Source organism: Micromonospora sp. AMSO12t (assembly GCF_008806585.1).
Taxonomy (GTDB): domain Bacteria; phylum Actinomycetota; class Actinomycetes; order Mycobacteriales; family Micromonosporaceae; genus Micromonospora; species Micromonospora reichwaldensis.
On record NZ_WAAS01000048.1, the window covers coordinates 1 to 15,583 of the forward strand.

13 protein-coding genes are annotated in these 15,583 nt (G+C 73.0%); 8 read left to right on the top strand and 5 right to left on the bottom strand.

Annotated elements, in window-relative coordinates:
• The first annotated feature begins 918 nt into the window (after positions 1 to 918).
• From F6X68_RS10330 to F6X68_RS10355, 6 genes are all read left to right on the top strand, one after another.
• The gene (locus F6X68_RS10330) at positions 919 to 1,860 is read left to right on the top strand and encodes an acetaldehyde dehydrogenase (acetylating) (protein ID WP_151454057.1); all 942 of its coding nucleotides are present in this window, start codon (positions 919 to 921) and stop codon (positions 1,858 to 1,860) included.
• On the top strand, positions 1,857 to 2,867 hold the full coding sequence (gene dmpG / locus F6X68_RS10335; protein ID WP_151454058.1) for a 4-hydroxy-2-oxovalerate aldolase: 1,011 nt from the start codon (positions 1,857 to 1,859) through the stop codon (positions 2,865 to 2,867). Before F6X68_RS10330 ends, dmpG begins: the two co-directional genes overlap by 4 nt.
• Positions 2,868 to 2,968: 101 nt before the next feature.
• A complete protein-coding gene (locus tag F6X68_RS10340) occupies positions 2,969 to 3,775 on the top strand; it encodes a cupin-like domain-containing protein (RefSeq protein WP_151454074.1) in 807 nt (268 codons plus the stop codon).
• Positions 3,775 to 5,028 (top strand): aminotransferase class I/II-fold pyridoxal phosphate-dependent enzyme, encoded by a 1,254-nt coding sequence (locus tag F6X68_RS10345; RefSeq protein WP_151454059.1) that lies wholly within the window; start codon positions 3,775 to 3,777, stop codon positions 5,026 to 5,028. Before F6X68_RS10340 ends, F6X68_RS10345 begins: the two co-directional genes overlap by 1 nt.
• A complete protein-coding gene (locus tag F6X68_RS10350; RefSeq protein WP_151454060.1) occupies positions 5,025 to 5,894 on the top strand; it encodes a CoA ester lyase in 870 nt (289 codons plus the stop codon). Before F6X68_RS10345 ends, F6X68_RS10350 begins: the two co-directional genes overlap by 4 nt.
• Positions 5,891 to 6,853 (top strand): ornithine cyclodeaminase family protein, encoded by a 963-nt coding sequence (locus tag F6X68_RS10355; protein WP_151454061.1) that lies wholly within the window; start codon positions 5,891 to 5,893, stop codon positions 6,851 to 6,853. Before F6X68_RS10350 ends, F6X68_RS10355 begins: the two co-directional genes overlap by 4 nt.
• Before the next feature lies 1 nt (position 6,854).
• On the opposite strand, the gene F6X68_RS10360 is transcribed toward F6X68_RS10355, so the two are convergent.
• Positions 6,855 to 7,349 (bottom strand): MaoC family dehydratase, encoded by a 495-nt coding sequence (locus F6X68_RS10360; RefSeq protein WP_151454062.1) that lies wholly within the window; start codon positions 7,347 to 7,349, stop codon positions 6,855 to 6,857.
• A 149-nt stretch (positions 7,350 to 7,498) separates the two neighbouring features.
• On the opposite strand from F6X68_RS10360, the gene F6X68_RS10365 reads away from it, so the two are divergent.
• Positions 7,499 to 8,863 (top strand): hypothetical protein, encoded by a 1,365-nt coding sequence (locus F6X68_RS10365; protein WP_151454063.1) that lies wholly within the window; start codon positions 7,499 to 7,501, stop codon positions 8,861 to 8,863.
• 183 nt (positions 8,864 to 9,046) lie between these two features.
• The gene (locus F6X68_RS10370) at positions 9,047 to 10,627 is read left to right on the top strand and encodes an amino acid adenylation domain-containing protein (protein ID WP_192581360.1); all 1,581 of its coding nucleotides are present in this window, start codon (positions 9,047 to 9,049) and stop codon (positions 10,625 to 10,627) included.
• Positions 10,628 to 10,707: 80 nt separating this feature from the next.
• On the opposite strand, the gene F6X68_RS10375 is transcribed toward F6X68_RS10370, so the two are convergent.
• The 4 genes from F6X68_RS10375 to F6X68_RS10390 are packed head-to-tail and all read right to left on the bottom strand — an operon-like array spanning position 10,708 to position 15,549.
• On the bottom strand, positions 10,708 to 11,952 hold the full coding sequence (locus tag F6X68_RS10375) for an acyl-CoA dehydrogenase family protein (protein WP_151454065.1): 1,245 nt from the start codon (positions 11,950 to 11,952) through the stop codon (positions 10,708 to 10,710).
• Positions 11,953 to 12,855, bottom strand: a complete 903-nt coding sequence (locus tag F6X68_RS10380) for a phytanoyl-CoA dioxygenase family protein (protein WP_151454066.1) — start codon at positions 12,853 to 12,855, stop codon at positions 11,953 to 11,955.
• 14 nt (positions 12,856 to 12,869) lie between these two features.
• Entirely contained in the window at positions 12,870 to 14,381 is a 1,512-nt protein-coding gene (locus tag F6X68_RS10385; protein WP_225852127.1) for an aldehyde dehydrogenase family protein, read from the bottom strand.
• Positions 14,368 to 15,549 (bottom strand): aminotransferase class I/II-fold pyridoxal phosphate-dependent enzyme, encoded by a 1,182-nt coding sequence (locus F6X68_RS10390; protein ID WP_192581361.1) that lies wholly within the window; start codon positions 15,547 to 15,549, stop codon positions 14,368 to 14,370. Before F6X68_RS10390 ends, F6X68_RS10385 begins: the two co-directional genes overlap by 14 nt.
• Positions 15,550 to 15,583: the final 34 nt, after the last annotated feature.

Consider the following 15,583-nt stretch of genomic DNA (forward strand, 5'->3'; position numbering starts at 1 on the left):
GGCGGTCGTCGTCCGGCGCCGGTCGGGCTTCGCCGGCGGGTGGGCGGACGTTCCATTCCCTCCCCCTTTCGATCTGCCGATACACCGCCTTCGACAATTCGGCCGGACCGTCCGAAAATGCCGGCACGGTGGAGCTGACGAGGATAGTCGCAAATGGTCGTGGCGGCGTCGAGGGTGAAGTGTCGTCGGCGCCGCGCGACGGATCGGTGATCCGCCGGAGGACCGCGCGGGCAGCTCGGGCGTACGGCCTGCCCGGAGGCCCTCCGAAGCGCCGCGAGCGGGGCGGGTGGCTGCCACCGCACGTCGCCCGTTCGCGGGCTCTGTGACGGTTCACACTCCAGCCTGGACTGTCGCGAGAGTGACGTAACAGCCGGGTCCACTCGGCGTGGCCATCTGATAGCTTCGATGCCGACGGAACGCTGCGGCTGACGGAGCGCAACGGCCGCATTGGTTGTCGTGCAGGTAAACGGGGGCTTCTTCGGTTAATACGTCGAGACTTCTGAGATCAAGGTATATGTCCGATTGTTGTTCGACTCGGCAATTCCGGCCGAACGGATTCCGCCGAACGACTCCCGGTCACGACGTGTCCCGACATCCGCCCGGCGCACCCGTCTCCCGACTGTCCACCGACCGCGACGCCCGAGGGCGGCCGCGCCGCCGTGGGCGTCGCGCGGGCCGTCCGGGCACCCGCAGCCCGGAGCGGCACCGCGGGGCGGCGACGCCCGGCGCGCCGACCCCGCGCGACCGACCCCTGTCGTGTCGCCCGAGGTTCCGCCCGGGGCGCCGCGCACTTCGAATGGTGAGGACGACGTACTTGAGAACCTACGACCCGGAATCCGTGAGCCGCGCGACCCGTACCCGCCGATCCCTCGCCCGGCGGTCGTGGACCGGCCGGCTCCGGCGCCCTGGAGGCACGCCTTGAGTCTCACCGCGGACGTGACCGACGCCGAGGTCCGCGTCGTCGAACCCGCCACCGCCACCGCCACCGTCGCCGTCATCGGCACCGGGGCGATCGGCCAGGACCTGATCAGCAAGATCCACCGATCCGCCCTGCTGGACTGCCGCCTGGTGGCCGGGCGCAATCCGGACTCGGCGGGCCTGCGGCACGCCGAGCGGTTCGGCTACCCCGTCAGCGCCGCAGGGATCGACGCCGTGCTGGCGGCGGGGGACGCGTTCGACGTCGTGTTCGACGCCACCAACGCGGCGTCGCACCTGCGCCACTGGTCGCTGTTGGAGCCGCTCGGCCCGCTGGTGGTCGACATGACGCCCAGCAGGGTGGGCCGGATGGTGGTGCCGACCGTGACCGGGGTGGAGGCGACGACGGGGCGCAACATCAACCTGATCAGCTGCGGCGGCCAGGCGTCCATTCCGGTCGCGCACGCGCTCGCCGCCCGCTTCCCGGTGAGCTACATCGAGGTCGTCTCGACGGTGGCCAGCGACGTCGCGGGCCGCGGCACCCGGCTGAACCTCGACGAGTACGTGGCGACGACCCGGCACGCCGTCACGACGTTCTCCGGCGTACGCGACGTCAAGGCCATCCTCAACATCAGCCCGGCGGTGCCGCCGGCGACGTTCCGGACGGCCGTGCACGCGCGGATCCCGGGCGCCGACGTCGCCGCGGTGCGCGCGGTAGTCGACCCGGTGGCCGAGCAGGTACGGTCGTTCGCCCCCGGCTACGCGGTGACCGCCTGCACCGTGGTCGACGACCGGGTGACGGTCACCCTCCAGGTCACCGCCCACAGCGACGTGCTGCCCCGGTACGCCGGCAACCTCGACATCATCAACTCGGCCGCCATCCTGGTCGCCGAGCAGCACGCGGCCCGGCTGGGCCGGAGCGCCCGGACGGAGGCGGCCCGGTGAGGAACGTCGTGATCCACGACCCGACGCTGCGCGACGGCCAGCACGCGGTCCGCCACCAGCTCGGGGCCGTCGCCCTGCGGCGGTACGCGGAGGCGGCGGACGCGGCGCGGATCCCGGTGGTCGAGGTCGGCCACGGCAACGGCCTCGGCGCGTCGTCCCTACAGGTCGGTCAGGCCGCGGTCAGCGACGACGAGATGCTGTCGACGGTCCGGGAGGCGCTGCGGCACAGCCGGATGGGCGTGTTCATGCTGCCGGGCTGGGGCACCTCCGACGACCTGCGGCGCGCGATCGGCCACGGCGCCGACGTCGTCCGCATCGGTGTGCACGCCACCGAGACGTCGCTGGCCGAGCGCCACCTCGACGTCCTGCGCGAGGCCGGCGCCGAGGCACACTGCGTGCTGATGATGAGCCACATGGCGTCCCCCTCCGAGCTGGCCGAGCACGCCGCGCAGGCCGTGGCGTACGGCGCGCAGGCGGTCGGGATCATGGACTCGGCGGGTCACTTCCTGCCCGACGACGTCACCGCGCGGATCGGTGCGATCGCCGCGGCGGTCGACACGCCGGTGATCTTCCACGGCCACGACAACCTCGGCATGGCCGTCGCCAACTCGGTGGCCGCGGCGCGGGCCGGCGCCCTGATCATCGACGGTTGCGCGCGGGGCTTCGGCGCCGGGGCGGGCAACACCCAGCTCGAGGTGCTCGTCCCCGTGCTGGAGCGCAGCGGCTTCGCGACCGGCATCGACCTGTACGCGCTCCTCGACGCCGCCGACCTCGCGGAACGCGAGCTCATGCCCGCCCCTCCCGTCACCGCCTCGATGTCCATCGTGAGCGGCCTGGCCGGGGTGTTCTCCGGGTTCAAGCACCGGGTGGTCGAGCTGTCCGGCCGCGCCGGCGTCGACGCGCGCGACGTGTTCTTCGAGCTCGGCAGGCGGCAGGCCATCGCCGGCCAGGAGGACCTGATCGTGGACGTGGTGGCGGAGTTGAGCGCCCGCAGGGCCAACGCGTGACCGGCCGCGCACCGCGGCCCTCAGCAGTGAGGAAAGGCGACATGGGAGTTTCGGACGCAGTGTCCAACGCGAACGGGTCGACGGGTGTCCCCGTGGCCCGCATGACCTTCGACGAGTTCATGGCCGTCGGCCCCGGCGGCCTCTTCAAGGCCGACGTGCCCGTGGTGATCGCGCTGCCGCCCGACGTGCAGGGGCTCGGCCGCGACGGCGTGGCGAGCCGGCTGGCCGACATGACCGTCACCCTCTTCACCGAGCCGGGCGACAAGAACCACCCGGGGCGCTGGGAGACCCGCGACATCAAGCTCCGCGACTTCTTCGCCGACGAGCGCCACCTGACGACCCCGGGCACGTGGCACCGGGTGGTGTCGAACATCCGCAACAGCCCGGCCGACGTGAACGCCGTCATCGGCTTCGACGCGGACAGGTTCTTCGGCTACGGCGACACGCTGTACGCGGCGAACCTGTGGATCAGCCACCGCGGCGTGTTCACCAAGAACCACTTCGACGAGTTCGAGAACTTCAACATCGCGCTGGAGGGCCGCAAGCGGTTCATCATCGCCCCGCCCGGTTCCCGCGAGTACTATCCGCGCTCGGTGCTGCGCGGGTTCGGGGACAAGTCCCAGGTCTTCGACCTGGACAACGTCGACCTGGCGCGCTTCCCGAGGGTGGCGCCCAAGCTGGCCCAGCGCCGTGACTTCGTCCTCGAACCGGGCCACATGCTCTACCTGCCGCTCGGCTGGTGGCACCAGGCCGAGTCGCTGGACGAGATGAACATCAACGTCAATTTCTGGCTGAAGTCGAAGAAGATCCTCCGCAGGCCGCACGCGCTCGGCGTCGCGCTGTACACGTACGCCTACCGGAGGGTCAAGGGTGTCTACAGCTACAAGCCCACCGAGGTGAACTCCTGATGAGCGAGCGCAAGTCCATCACCCCCACCCACCGCTACCGCAACAACGACAAGCTCATCGGTGTGGGAAACACCTTCTGGAACATGTCCGAGGAACACGGGGTCGCCGGCATCGTCGGCGACCTCTCCGACGGCGTGTTCCGGATGGCCGACGGCCACGAGTTCGTCAACTTCACCGTCTGCTCCTACCTGGACCTCGACACCCACCCCAAGGTGATCGACGGGGCCGTCGCCGCGCTGCGCCGCTTCGGCGTGCTGGACCACTGCATCCCGCGCACCCGCGTCCAGACGTCGGTGCTGCTGGAGCTGGAGGAGTCGCTGGGCGAGCTGTTCGACGCGATGGTGATCAGCGCGATCTCCACGGCGGCGGCCAGCACCGGCCTGCTGCCGCTGATCGCGTCGGGGCACCTCGGCAACGGCACCCGGCCGCTGATGGTCTTCGACAAGAACGCCCACGTGTCGATGGCCAACGCCAAGCCGAACTGCGCCGACGAGACCGAGGTCGTCACCTGCCGCCACCACGACCTCGACTACCTCGAGGACATGTGCCGCACCTACGAACGCGTCTGCTACGTCGTGGACGGCTCGGACAGCCTCGGCGGCTACGCGCCCGTCGAGGAACTGGCCGTGCTGCAGGACAAGTACAACATGATGGTCTTCTACGACGACTCGCACTCGCTGTCGGCGTACGGCGAGCGCGGCATCGGCTACGTCCGCTCGCACTGCCCGGTGCGCGACGACCGCACCATCACCGTCGCGACCCTGAGCAAGGGCTTCGGGGCGGGCGGCACGGCGATCCTGCTCGACGGCTTCCCCAAGGAGACGCGGCGGATCGTCGAACGCTTCGCGGGGCCCCTGGGCTACTCGCAGAAGATGAACGCCGCCGCCGTGGGCGCCGCGCTCGCCTCGGCGGAGATCCACCGCACCGAGGAGCTGACCCGGTTGCAGGGGCGGCTACGGGCCAACATCGCGCTGTTCGACTCGCTGCTGGCCACCGAGCAGTCCGGCAGCACGTACCCGATCCGGGTGGTGCCGATGAGCGACGAGACCGTCGTCGAGGCGGCCCAGCGGGTCTTCGCGGCCGGGTTCTACACCTCGCCGGTGTTCTTCCCGATCGTCGCCCGCGGCACCGCCGGCCTGCGGGTCATGCTGCGCGCGGGCCAGACCGAGGAGCAGATCACCAGGCTGTGCTCCGTGCTCGTCGAGGCGGGCGCCCGCACGGCCGACGCGCGACCTGAGCCGGTGACCCGATGACCGGCGCCGCGCGGGCGATCCCGCGCAGCATCCTCTACACCCCGGCGCTGTCGCTGGACCGGGTCGTGAAGGCGTGGTCCTACGACGCGGACGTGCACCTGATCGACCTGGAGGACTCCGTACCGGCGGCCGAGAAGCCGGCCGCGCGCACCGTGTGCCGGGCCGCGCTGGAGAAGGCGCCCCGGCCGGAGAACGTCGCGGTGCGCATAAACCAGCTGGGCAGCGTCGCGGCGGTGCAGGACCTGGTGGCCCTCACGGAGTGTTCGGTGCGGCCCGGCATCGTCATGATGACGATGGTGACGTCGGCGGCCGAGGTGGCCCTGCTGCGGCAGATCCTGGCCAGCGCGGACGCGCACCCGGAGATCTACGTGACGGTGGAGACCGTGGAGGCGGTCACGGAGATCGACGCGATCGCCGGGGCGAGTGACGGGCTGGTCCTCGGCTCGGCCGATCTGGCCGCCACGCTCGGGGTCGAGATCACCTGGGAGGCCATGCTCGCCGCCCGGCAGGCGATGGCGCTGGCCTGCGCCCGGCACGGCACCGCCTGCATCGACACCGCCAACTTCCGGCTCGCCGAGCCGGCCGTCCTGGCGCAGGAGACCGCCCGGGTGCGGGCGCTCGGCTTCCACGGTAAGGCGACGGTGCACCCGGGCGAGCTCGACGAGATCAACCGGGTGCTGCGCCCCCAGGCCGACGACCTGCGCCTGGCCCGCAGGGTGGCCGACGCCGTACGGGCGGCCAACGGCGGGATCGCCGTGCTGGACGGCAACATGGTCGGCCCGCCGTTCGCCCGGATGGCCCGCGCCACCGTGTCGCGCGAGGACGCCTGGGCCGCCCGGTTCGGCACCGACGGAGCTGCCGGATGACCGGGCCGGTGACGGTCGACGCCGCCCAGATGGCGGGCACTCCCCAGCTGGTGCGGGTGATCGACGCGCTGGGCGAGATGTTCGTGGACCTGGTCGCCGGCCGGACCGACTCCCCGGCGCGTACCGTCATCGAGCACGGCCCCCAGCGGGTCCTGCTGGTCAGCCCCGCGGTCTGGGAGCGGCGCGGGGTGGGCAGCGTCAAGATCACCACGCTCACCCCCGACAACCCCGGGCGCGGCCTGCCGCTGATCCACGGGGTCGTCGCGCTGACGGACCTGACCACCGGGCAGATCACGGCCCTGCTCGACGGCGCGGAGCTGACCGCCGTGCGCACCGGTGCGGTCGCCGCCCTGGCGACCCGCTGGTGCGCCGCCGAGGACGCCGAGGACCTCGCGGTCATCGGGGCGGGGGTGCAGGCGCGGTCGCTGGTGCGCGCGGTGGCGGCGGTACGCCGGATCCGCAGCGTACGGGTGTTCTCGCGGACCCGGGACCGGGCGGAGCAGTTCGCCGACTGGGTGCGCGACGCCGTGCCCCACCCCGTGCACGCGAGCGTCTGCGACAGCGCCAAGGCCGCCGTCGCCGACGCGGCGATCATCTGCACGGCGACCTCCACCAGCGACAACACGCCGCTGGTGGAGGCGGACTGGGTGGCGCCCGGGGCGCACGTCAACGTCATCGGCGGCACCCACCCGGACGCGATCGAACTCGACCCCGCACTGCTGGCCGACGCCGTGGCGGTCGTCGAGGACCGCACCGCCGCGCTGGACGGCGCCGGTGAGGTGCGCGCCGCCCTGGCCGCCGGCCTGGTCGGCGTGGACGACCTGCACGAGCTGGGCAGGCTGGTCACCGGCGAGGTGCGCGTCGGCGGGCGGACGTCCGTCCTGCGTACGGTCGGGATGGCCATCGAGGACACCGCCGCCGCCGTGGCGCTGCACGAGGGGGCGGCGTCCGTGGCGTAGGTCAGGCGGCGCTCTCCCGGCAGCGGACCATGAAGGAACGCTCGAAGACGATGACCGTCTCACCGGTGGACTTCGTGCCCGTCGTCTCCACCGTGACGATGCCCTGGCCGGGCCGGGACCGGCTCAGGCGCTTGTCGAGGATGCGGCTGGTGGCGTACAACGTGTCCCCGACGAACACCGGCTCCCGCAGGCGGACCTTGTCCCAGCCGAGGTTCGCCACCGCCCGCGCCGACAGGGCCTGCACGGTCATGCCGCCGATCAGGCACAGGGTGATCCCGCTGTTGACGAGCACCCGCCCGTACTCGCTGCCCGCGCCGTAGTGTTCGTCGAAGTGCAGCGGGTGCTGGTTCATGGTGAGCAGGGTCAGCCAGGTGTTGTCGGTCTCGGAGATGGTGCGGCCCGGCCAGTGCCGGATCACCATGCCGGGCTCGAAGTCCTCGTAGTCCCCGCCGTGCTCTTCGCGGTACTCGTTGCCCTGGACATGACGCAAGGTCATCGGCGGTTCTCCCGTGTCGGAGGTGGACGAACCGACGCGGTCCCCGTCGGACGTGAATGTTAGTCTATGTCGATCATCGTTTCGGAGACACCGGCCCCGCGCGAGCACGCACCGGCGCCGGCCCGACGTGCGATTCCGGGGAGCGTCAGATGACCGTGCGCGAGCATGTCGGCAGTGCGGGGCCGGCCGGGCATCCGTGGTTCGGCACCCACCGCGTGGCGCCGGCCGCGCCGGCGGAGACGATCCGCGGGATGCTCCGCCACGAGCTGCGGGACACGGGCTGGCCCTACCAGCGGCTGCTGCCGGCGGCACCGATCGCCATCCCGCGCGCGTCCTACGCCGAGATCTTCCGGGCGGCCGCCGCGCTGGTCGACCTGCTCCGCCGCACCGCCCTCGAGACGGCCCCCACCACGCAGGGCCGGCTGGCGGCCTACCGCATGCCGCAGAGCGAGGACCAGCTGTTCGTGCGGGACCCGTTCGTCGAGGAGCGCTATCCGGACTGCGTCGTGCGGCCGGACGTCGTCATCGGGCCGGACGGGCCCCAGTTCCTGGAGTTCAACGTCAGCGGCGCGCTCGGCGGCGTGGTGGAGACGCGCTGCCGCCTCGAGGTGTGGCGCAGGCTGCACGCCGACGCGACGGGCAGGACCCCGTTCAGCTCCCCGGACCCGTTCGCCGTGCGCGCCGAGATGTACCGCTCGCTCTGCGCCGAGCTGGGGCTGGCGCCCCGGGTGGCCATCGTCGGCAGCGCCCGGGTCTACGGCGTGCAGAGCCGCTACTTCCAGCTGGAGGCCGACTACCTCAACAACCACGGCCTCACCGCCCGCTTCTTCGAGCCCGAGGAGCTGCCGGAGGCGTGGGACTGCCCGCCCCACCTGCGTTACCCGATCGGGCTGCGCAACTTCACCATCCCGGACTGGCTCGACGCCGGTCTCGACACCAGCTACGTGCAGGACGCGCTCGACAACGGCTGCCTGCTCGTGGGCACCCAGACGTCGACCTTCATGCACAGCAAGCTGACCATGGGCCTGCTCTCGGAGGGCCGGCCGTGGATGAGCGCGGCCGACCGGAGCCTCGTCGACAGGTACGTGCCGTGGACGCGGATCCTCGCGGACCGCCGCACCAGCCGCGCGGGCCGCGAGGTCGAACTGCTCCCGTTCGTCCTGGCGAACCGGGACCTGCTGGTGCTCAAGGCGGGCCTGGGGGAGAGCGGCAAGCAGGTGGTCATCGGCGGCGAGGTCGACCAGGCGACGTGGGAGTCCGCCGTCGCCGAGGCCGCCGCCGACGGCACCAGCGTGGTGCAGGACTTCGTGGCGCCACGCACGTGCCGGGTCTCGCTCGTCGCCGACGGCGCCGACGAACCACACGACGTCGAGGTCGCCCCGGTGATCGGGCCGCTGTTGTTCGGCGGCCGCGCGGCGGGCCTGTTCTGCCGCTACTACGGCGACGGCTCCGCCGGGATCGTCAGCGCCCGGGGGCGCGACAGCGGCTCCGACAACTGCATGGTGGCCGTCTGACCACACCGGACGCTTCGTCGTCCGCCGAGCGGCCCCGACGATAGGGGGTCCGCGGCACGAATGAGGTGTTGTCGCGGTGCGGCCCCCGTGTCACGATCGCTGCCACCGCAAGCCCGTGCCGCGCGACCCCACGGTCGACCGGCGACCTGTCGGCCCGCCGCCGTCGAACCGAAGGGACCTGCCATGCCTGCCGATCCCGAGGTGACCGGACCGCCGACCGGGTGGCACCCCGACCGGGCGGTGCCCGCGCTGATCTGGGCGGCCGCGCAACGGCACGGCCACCGTACGGCCGTCGTCGGCGCGGACGCGACACTGAGCTACGCCGAGCTGCGCCACGCCGTCGCGGGTCTCGCCGACGTGTTGCGGCGCCACGGTGCGACAGCCGCCCCGGTGGCCGTCCTGGCCCACCGCGGCGCCGCCCAGCTGGTGGCGTGCCTGGCCGCGCTGCACGCCGGGGCCGGCTACGCCTGTGTGGACGCCAACCAGCCCCGGGCCCGCGTCGAGAGCCAGCTGCGCGGCTGCGGGGCGGCCGTCGTGGTGACGGATCGCGACGACCCGCCGGTGTCCGGGCAGGTGGTGCTCGCCGTCGACCTGGCCGGCTGGATCGGCGCGGGGGCGGCGGCGGAGCGCGCCGGGGCGCTGGGCGGTTCGCCGCCGGTCGCGGGGGACCAGCTCGCCTACACCGTGTTCACGTCCGGCTCCACCGGCGTACCCAAGGTCGTCGAGATCCCCCACGCGGCGCTGGCCAACTACGCGGCCTTCGTCGCCCGGCTGGTCGACCCGGAACGGGCCGACGGCGAACGGCTGCGCTTCGCGTCGGTGACCAGCCTCGCGACGGACCTCGGGCACACCGCGGTCTTCCCGGCGCTCACCGGGGGAGACACGGTCCACCTGGTGCCCACCGAGACCGCGACGGACCCCGACGACTTCGCCGACTACCAGGACGAGCACCGCGTCGACGTCCTGAAGATCACCCCGTCGCACCTGGCGGCGCTGCTGGACGAGGCGGCGGAGCGGGCCCTGCCCCGCCGCCTGCTCATCGTCGGTGGCGAGGTGTGCCGGTGGGAGCTGGTGGACCAGGTCCGCGAGCTGTCGGACGTGCGGATGGTCAACCACTACGGCCCGACCGAGACCACCGTCGGCGCGCTCACCTTCGAGGTGCCGACCGACCCGGCGGCGCGCCCGGGCACCGCCACCGTGCCGATCGGCCGCCCGATCGACAACGCGCGGGTCGCCGTCGTCGACGCCGACCTGCGCCCGGTCGCGGCGGGCGTCGAGGGGGAGCTGCTCATCTTCGGCGCGGGGCTCGCCCGCGGCTACCGCGACGACCCCGCAACGACCGGCGAGATGTTCCCGACCGACCATCCCGAAGGCCGGTGCTACCGCACGGGTGACCTGGTGACCCGCCACTCCGACGGACTGGTGGAGTTCCACGGCCGCCGCGACGGCCAGGTCAAGATCCGGGGCCACCGCGTCGAGCTGGGCGAGGTGGAGCAGGCGGTACGCCGGTGCGCCGGGGTGCGCCGGGCGGCGGTGGTGCCGGTCGCCGGGACCGGCTCCGTCCCGCGCCTCGTCGCGTACGTCGTGCCGAGCGAGCCGCCCGGACCGACCGCCCGCGAGCTGCGCGACCAGCTCCGCGAGACGCTGCCCGACTACCTGCTGCCCGGCGCCGTGGTGTGCCTCGACGAGCTGCCCCGGACGCCGAGCGGCAAGCTGGACGTGCGCGCCTTGCCGGCACCCGGCAGGCCCGCCGCGCGACGGTAGCTCCCGACCCGGCAGCCCCGGGTCGGCAGGATGGTTCCGTGGCGCACGCCACCGCGCGTGGCGGCCGGCTGTCCGCTGCCTCAGTCGGCGTGCGGGTCGAGTCCGAGCGCGACCCGGCCGATGTACGGGTAGCCGTCCAGCGATCCGAACGGCTGCATGAAGCCGCCCGCGCGGGCGTCGCGGTACAGCCGGGACAGGGGGTGCCGGCTGCTGAAGGACGCCCCGCCGCAGATCGTCATGGCCCGGTCGACCGTGCTCACCGCCGTACGGTTCGCCAGCAGCTTCGCGGCCTGCCACCCCCGTACGACGTCGCGGACGGCGGCCTCGGACCGCTGCGCCGGGTCGTCGGCGGCGAACAGGGCGTCCACCAGGCGTCCGGAGCGCTCCAGCACCCCCCGGGTGGCCGCCAGGTCGAGCTCCATGGTGGCGACCTCCCGCTGCACGGACGGGTGGTGTGCCGGCGCCGCCCGCCCGGGCTGCCGGGGCACCCTGGTGGCGTGTTCCACGGCGATCTGGAAGGCCGCCTCGGCGATCCCCAGTGAGGCGCCCAGCAGGGGGAAGTTGATCGCGCAGGAACGTGCCAGGTCCTCCGGCGTCGGCGGGCCGAACGGCTCCCCGACCGTGACCCGGTCGGCGGGCACGACGCAGTCCTCCAGTAGGAGCCCGTGGCTGCCGGAGCCCCGCATGCCCAGCGCGTCCCAGTCGCCGAGCACGGTGAGCCCGGGCGTGCCGGCCAGGACGACGGCCTCGGCGTGCCGCCACCCGCCGTCGGGATCGGCGACCCGGACCGCGACGTTGAACGAGTCCGCGACCGCCGAGTTGGTGACGAAGGTCTTGCGCCCGGTGATGACATACTCGTCGTCCTTGCGGACGGCCTCGGTGAGCGCGCCGTTCCACATCGCGCCCGGTTCGGTGGAGGCCCCGGCCATGATCAGGTCGGAGCCGCCCAACGCCTCCAGGATCGCGTCGAGCTGCGCCGCCCGGACCCGGTCGCCGTCCGCCTCGGCCCCCTCCCACCGGCGGACCTGCCCCCACACCGAGGCCATGTGCATGTTCGCGCAGATGGCCGTCGACCCGCAGCCCCGGGCCAGCCGGGAGACGGCCACCAGCACGTCGTGCAGGGAGCGGACCCCCAGCCCGCCGTGCCGGGTCGGGGCGCACGCGGCAAGCACCCCGCTGTCGCGCAGGTCGGCGAAGTTGTCGGCGACGAACGTGTTGTCCCGGTCGTGCCGGCCGGCCCGTCCGGCGAGGGTGTCGACGTGGCCCTCGGCGAGGGAGACCAGCTCCCGGCCGGCGGCGGTCGTGGCGGTGAGTTCTCCGAACACCTACAGCATCCTCAGGATGGTGAGGAACTCCTCCGCCCGCTCGGCGTGGGGTTGCTGCGGGCCGTCGAAGCGGGCGCCGGTCTCCGTCGGCACCGGCGTCGGCAGCACCCTCGGGAACAGCGGACCCCCGATGGGATCACCGGGCCGCAGGCCGTGTTCCCACAGCAGCGGCAGGACGGCGTGCTGCGGCTGGAAGGTGACGCCGTCGCCCACCCACCGGGAGACGAACGCCCGACGCTGCCGCTCGGGGCCGGTGCCGGTGGCGCCGTGCAACGCGGCCGGGTGGAACAGCACGATGTCGCCGGGCGTGAGGTCCCAACTCAGGATCTCGTGGTCGGACACGTCCGGCACCGCCTCGAGTTCCTCGCGCCGGCCGAGGTGGGTGGCCCCCGGGGTGATCGGCACGTAGCGCCGTCCCCAGCGGTGCGAACCGCGCACCACCTGGAGCGCGGCGGTGTCGGGGGTGCACGGGTCGAGGGGGATCCACATCGCGCACACCTGCTCGCCCGCGATCGGCCAGGAGCTGACGTCCTCGTGGAACGGCGTCGGGGCACCCGACCCGGCCGGCTTGGCGAAGATCTGGTCGTAGAAGGCGGTGATCGCGGTGGAACCGAACAGCTGCTGGGCGATGCGCGCCGCGGGGGAGAAGAACATGAAGTCGCGGAAGCCGTCGTGGGTCTTCCACATGAAGGCGTCCCCGGCGAACCCGCCGCCACCCAGCAACGCGGTCGCCTGCGCCAGCACGGTCGGGTTGGCGAGCAGATACTCGACGCCTTCGGCGATCCGGCCGAGCCACTTGTCGTCGATCATGCCGGAGAGCCGGACCACGCCGTCGGTGTGGAACGCGTCGATCTCGGCCTGGGTCAGGTCGCGCGGTGGCGCCTCGGGAGGGCTGATGTCCATGTGCGGGGTCTCCGTCAGGGAAGGCGTCGCCAGTGGGCGCCGAAGAGGGTCTCCTCGTCCGGCAGGCTGAACGGCAGGGGATGTGAGACGTAGGTGTAGTTGAGGAAGTCGCGCCAGGTCACGTTCTCCGACCGGGAGCAACCGCCCCAGCTGCCGCTGGCGATGACCTGGGTGAACGGCATCCCGTTGTCGAAGCTGCCGCTGTTGCCCACGGCGGTCGACTGGTTGACCATCACCCGTCCGGCGCGGGCCCGCTCGGCCAGCCTGACCACCCGGTCGGGCCGGTCGGTGTGGATGCCGCAGCTGTGGCCCTGCCCGATCCGGCCCAGCAGCGTCTCCACCGCGGCCAGCGCGTCGTCGAAGGCGCTGAACGTCGACACGGTGAAGACCGGCGCCAGCTTCTCGCCGAGCATCGGGTCGTCGAGCGCCGGGACACCGCCGGGCGCCAGGGGAGGCAGCTGGGCCACCAGGGCGGTGGTCTTGGTCGGCTCGGCCAGGTCGATCCCGGCGGCGGCGGCGAGCGCCGCGGCGGGTCGACCGACCGCGTCGCGGTTGAGCACCCGCCCGTCCGGCCAGAGCAGCGTACGCAGCCGTGCCGTCTCGGCCGGGTCGCACAGGTGGGCGCCCTGCCGGGCCAGCTGGTCGAGGAAGGCGGCCGCGATCTCGGCGTCCACCAGCACGTTGCTCTCCGACGAGCAGGAGGTGCCGTTGTTGAAGCTGCCGCCCAGCACGATCAGCTCCGCCGCGGCGGCCACGTCGGCCGAGTCGTCCACGATCACCGCCGGGTTGCCGACGCCCGCGCTGATCGCCGGGGTGCCGCTGCGGTACGCCCGGCGTACCGTGCCGGGTCCGCCGGCGGCGATCACCAGGTCGGCGGCGGCCATCAGGGCCTCGGTGGTCTGCCGGTCGGTGACCGGCAGGCACTGGATGAGGTCCGGCGGGGCGCCGACCGTCTCCAGGGCCCGACGCAGCAGCTCGACGGTGCGGGCCGCGGAGTGCCGGGCCCGGGGGTTGGGGGTGATGACCACCGCGTTGCGGGTCTTCAGCATCGGCAGGGCGTTGCCGACCACCCCGGAGCAGGGCGCGGTGGCGGGGCTGGCCACCGCGATCACCCCGATGGGCTTGGCCAGCTTGCGCAGGCCACGCTCCGGCAGCTCCTCGATGATCCCGCTGGTGACGACGCCGTGCAGGTCACGCAGCGTGCCGAGGACCCGGCGCCGGTAGAGCGTGAACAGGTGCTCGGGGTCGCCGAGGCCGGTCTCCCGGTAGGCGAGGTCGGCCAGCGACCGGGCGGTGTCCTCCTGGTAGGCCGCCCAGCCGAGGGCCGCGACCAGGTCGTCGACGCGCTCCTGCGGCCAGAACTCGACCTCCGCCTGGGCCCGGCGGGCGCGGGCCATGGTGGCCTCGACGTCGGGCCGGGCCTCCTCGGTGGACACCGTCGCGTCCCGGCGTCCCGGGGCCGGCGCGTCCGGCGCCGCGGTGAGCGTCACGGCCGCGTCGGCCTCGCGGAGGTCACCGCTGGACACTGGCGTGCTCCCGGGTCGAGGGCCGCGCCGATCGCAGCCGGCCGATGGTCTCCTCCAGCATGTCGTCGGTGACGGTGAGGGAGAGCCGCAGGTAGCCCGGCGCGCCCATCACCGAGGCCGGCAGCACCAGGAGGCCGCGTTCCTCGAGCACGGCCGCGTGTGCCCAGTCGTCCGCGTCCGGCACCCGGGCCAGCAGGTAGAACGTTCCCTCGCTCGGCTGGACCTCGTACCCGGCCTCGCGCAGGGCGTCGACCAGCAGGTCGCGGCGCTGCTCGATCGGCTTGACCTGTAGCGCGTGCTGTTCCAGCTCGGGCAGGGCGAACAGCAGCGAGTTGTTGGGGAACGCCCAGCCGGTGGTGAGGCGGGCCACGGTCAGGGCCCGGCGGAGCACCGCCGGGTCGGGCATGGTCGGCGGGATCGCCACGTAGCCGACGCGCTCCCCGGGCAGCAGCAGCGTCTTGGTGTAGGTGTGCACCAGGAACGTGAACGGGTAGTGCGTCGCCGGGCTGGGACACGACCGGCCGTCGAACACGATGCGCCGGTACGCCTCGTCGGACAGCAGGTACACGGGCCGACCGTTGCGGGCGGAGGCTTCCCGCAGCACCTCGGCGAGGGCGGCGTACTCCTCGTCGGTGTAGACGGCGCCCGTCGGGTTGTTCGGGCTGTTGACGATGACGGCACTGGTCCGGGGCGTGATCGCCGCCGCGACGAGTTCCGCGTCGAGTCGCCAGGAACCGGGGGTCAACGCCACCGGCCGGGGGACCGCGCCGACCGAGGCGATGATCGGCTCGTAGTAGAACCAGGCGGGGTCGAGGTAGACCACCTCGTCGCCCGGGTCGCAGACGCTGCGCAGGCAGATGGTCAGGCCCGCGAACGCCCCGTTGGTCAGGGCGACGTCGTCGGCGGTGAACGGCAGGGCGAGTTCCCGGCTGAGGGTGGCCGCCACCGACTCCTGGGCCGGCGGGTGGTCCCGGGTGTAGGCGAACCAGTCGGTGTGCTGCGGGCTCAGGTGCCGCTGCAGGACCTCGACCAGGGCCGGCGCGGGAAACTCGTGCGGATCGCCGAAGGCGAGGTCGATCACGCCCGGGCCGCCGCGCAGCCGCGAGTAGGAGGACTGCTCGAGGTAGGCCCCCAAGCGCCGCCCGTACGCGTCGGTCGCGTCGGTCATCTGCCGACTTATCCGGTGCTCCATCCTGCTCCGA

Excerpts from the sequence above, each read along its gene's own strand:
- F6X68_RS10380 (WP_151454066.1), bottom strand. The coding sequence starts at position 12,855 with ATGGACATCAGCCCTCCCGAGGCGCCACCGCGCGACCTGACCCAGGCC.
- F6X68_RS10390 (WP_192581361.1), bottom strand. The coding sequence starts at position 15,549 with ATGACCGACGCGACCGACGCGTACGGGCGGCGCTTGGGGGCCTACCTC.
- F6X68_RS10360 (WP_151454062.1), bottom strand. The coding sequence starts at position 7,349 with ATGACCTTGCGTCATGTCCAGGGCAACGAGTACCGCGAAGAGCACGGC.
- F6X68_RS10350 (WP_151454060.1), top strand. The coding sequence starts at position 5,025 with ATGACCGGCGCCGCGCGGGCGATCCCGCGCAGCATCCTCTACACCCCG.
- F6X68_RS10355 (WP_151454061.1), top strand. The coding sequence starts at position 5,891 with ATGACCGGGCCGGTGACGGTCGACGCCGCCCAGATGGCGGGCACTCCC.
- F6X68_RS10365 (WP_151454063.1), top strand. The coding sequence starts at position 7,499 with ATGACCGTGCGCGAGCATGTCGGCAGTGCGGGGCCGGCCGGGCATCCG.
- F6X68_RS10370 (WP_192581360.1), top strand. The coding sequence starts at position 9,047 with ATGCCTGCCGATCCCGAGGTGACCGGACCGCCGACCGGGTGGCACCCC.
- F6X68_RS10345 (WP_151454059.1), top strand. The coding sequence starts at position 3,775 with ATGAGCGAGCGCAAGTCCATCACCCCCACCCACCGCTACCGCAACAAC.
- F6X68_RS10340 (WP_151454074.1), top strand. The coding sequence starts at position 2,969 with ATGACCTTCGACGAGTTCATGGCCGTCGGCCCCGGCGGCCTCTTCAAG.